This window comes from Herpetosiphon sp. (genome assembly GCF_003512625.1).
GTDB lineage: Bacteria > Chloroflexota > Chloroflexia > Chloroflexales > Herpetosiphonaceae > Herpetosiphon > Herpetosiphon aurantiacus.
The window spans coordinates 1-2502 of the sequence record NZ_DOPT01000048.1 but is presented as its reverse complement, the minus strand read 5'-3'; the positions used below and the strand labels follow the sequence as shown (position 1 = coordinate 2502).

Genomic DNA, 2502 nt, shown 5'->3' with positions numbered 1-2502 from the left:
TAATAACGAATGACGGCGCTTTTGGTTGCCTGCCACTTCTGCAAGGAACTGATTATAATAAGCAAGCATTAATTGAAACGACGCACAGTGGTAGCTTGGTTGCTGCGTCGCTGACAGATAAGGATTAGCATGGCAAACAAACCGCAACCTCAATCTGGCATTGTTGAAGGGTTAACAGGGCGCTTACCCTTTTTAATTGGAAGTTTAGTTAGTTTTTTTAGCTTCGTCTTGTTGATGCGCATTCGAACTCTGATCCATGGAACGTTCGAGAACTTGGATTTTGAAGGGATTCAAGTTTGGTTGATGCTTGATGCAATGATCATTGTGATTCTTGCCCCGCTCAGCCATACAATCAGTCATAGCCTAGGCTTGATGCTCCAAAAACAGCCATGGCAAGCGCAACGCCGTTTGATCTATCCACGAGTCCGCCCTCGCCAAGCACTTACCCGTCGCCAGGTTATTGGCTACTTGCTGGCCCCATTGGCACTGAATGGAGTATTGTTGCTTGGGATTATCATTAAGCCATTTTCAGCCTATTTAGCTTTATGGGGCGCGGTCAATCTTGGTTTAACCAGCAACGATCTTTGGAAAGTTTTAGGCGTTTGGCGCTTCCCTGAATCAACGAGCTTTGTAGTCCACCAAAATCATCTTGAGCGAACGGAGGCTGGGCATGGCTAAAATGTGGTTTGTTGCTCGACGCGATTTGATGTACCATCTGCGCAAAAAAGATTTTTATTGGTCAACCTTGGGCGTGCCCTTGCTCATTGGCGCGATCTATCTGTTTGCCCAAGTGTTTGGCGGCGATCCGTCGGGCCAGGCCACGGCTAATCTTTTTTTACCCAGCACCGATCGGGCGCATAGCATCGGTGTCGTTGACCAATCGGCGGTGCTCAAACAACATTTCGAGGTTATTTCACCAACAACCCTCTTGCAATTTGATGATCGCAACGTGGCTGAACAAGCGTTACGCCAAGCAACAATTGAAACCTTGTTCATTATTCCAGCAGATTATCATCAATCGGGAATAGTCACCCGTACCACCCGCACAGCAAGTGTGTTTGATCAAGCTGATACCAACGCCTTGCGTAGCTTGTTAGCAGCCAATCAACTGCGCTCTCCGCACATTGATTTTGTGCCGCTGCTCTTCGAACCAATTAGCCTGAGCAAAGCTGAAGCAATTGGCCAAAATGTCCGGGTTGCTGGCAACTTAAGCCAAAATTTTGCTGGCTCGATGGTGCCAATCGGCTTTGCAATGGCGATTTACATTTCGATTTTTATGGGCGCAAGTTTGTTGATGCAAGGAATTTTGGAGGAGAAAGAAAATCGCACGCTTGAAGTATTGCTCACCTCGATCTCGCCACGCCAATTATTAACTGGCAAAATGCTGGGTTTAGGCATCGTAGCCTTTATTCAATTGGGATTTTGGGCAGCACTGGCCTTAGGGGTGTTGCGCGGGCAAGCCATTCGTGAAGCGCTCAATCAAGTTCAAATCGATTCAGTCACTTGGATGTTGCTCGGGATCTTTTTTCTGCTCGGCTACCTATTTTACGCTAGCCTAACCGCTGGAATTGGGGCAATCAGCCCATCAATGCGCGAATTATCGCAATTAATTATTTTGGTGAGTGTGCCAGCGATGATTCCGCTGATGTTTATTACCTCGTTGCTGAGCAAACCCAACGGCGCTTTAGCCCTCATCCTCAGCATAATCCCCTTTACCGCTCCATCAACGATGATGCTTCGTTCAGTCATGACGGTTGTGCCACCTTGGCAAATAGGATTAAGTATTGGTTTGCTAGCGTTAGCTGTCGTAGCAACTCTCAGTGTTACTGCCCGCTTATTTCGCGCCACTATTTTGTTACGCGGCAGTAAATTTTCGTTACGCGGGTTATGGCAGGCGTTGCGCTAGCCCACGGAGGCAGTATGGAATCAATTGTGCATATTGTTCTAGCCCTGTTGCGGCGTGAAAATCAGGTGTTATTGGTGCGTCAACAAGGCCAAAATGGCAGTTATTGGGGTATTCCTGGCGGCAAAGTTGAGCTTGGCGAGCATTGGCTTGAAGCCTTTGCCCGTGAGGTGCGCGAGGAAACTGGCTTGGTGGCTGCTGCTAATACCCTTGCTTACATGTCGCAAGTTTATTTGGTCGGCAAAGAGCAAACTGTGGTTTTTTGCGCCTTCGAAGGCACAACCGAGGGCGAAATCGCAATCAACGACCCCGATAATGAGATTGAAGAGTGTGCGTGGTTTGATCTCCACGAAATTCCTAAAATGATTCAATCGCTGCGCTGGCCGAGCACGCGTCTGCCCTTGCTCGATTATTTGGCAGGCAATGTCGAGGCCGGGCGGGTTTGGGCTTTCCGCTCCAACGAGGATAATAGCGAACAATATCTGCTGCAAGCAATCTGATAACCGTTGCTCACATCCCCAACCCTTCTTACTTACAAAGGTAGGTTTTGAACAACCATAGGGGATTCATTGTTGATTGCATGCCCTCACCCCCTAGCC

General features: G+C 48.3%; 3 protein-coding genes. All 3 read left to right on the top strand.

Annotation, left to right across the window (positions count from 1 at the left end):
• The first annotated feature begins 129 nt into the window (after window positions 1-129).
• Genes DEF47_RS11700 through DEF47_RS11690 form a run of 3 tightly spaced genes read left to right on the top strand, consistent with a single transcriptional unit; the run spans window position 130 to window position 2403 of the window.
• Window positions 130-678, top strand: a complete 549-nt coding sequence (locus DEF47_RS11700) for a DUF3267 domain-containing protein (protein ID WP_012190859.1) — start codon at window positions 130-132, stop codon at window positions 676-678.
• Complete coding sequence (locus tag DEF47_RS11695) at window positions 671-1906, top strand: ABC transporter permease (protein ID WP_012190860.1); 1236 nt, start codon at window positions 671-673, stop codon at window positions 1904-1906. Before DEF47_RS11700 ends, DEF47_RS11695 begins: the two co-directional genes overlap by 8 nt.
• A gap of 14 nt (window positions 1907-1920) precedes the next feature.
• Entirely contained in the window at window positions 1921-2403 is a 483-nt protein-coding gene (locus DEF47_RS11690; RefSeq protein WP_012190861.1) for an NUDIX hydrolase, read from the top strand.
• The last annotated feature ends 99 nt before the right edge of the window (window positions 2404-2502 follow it).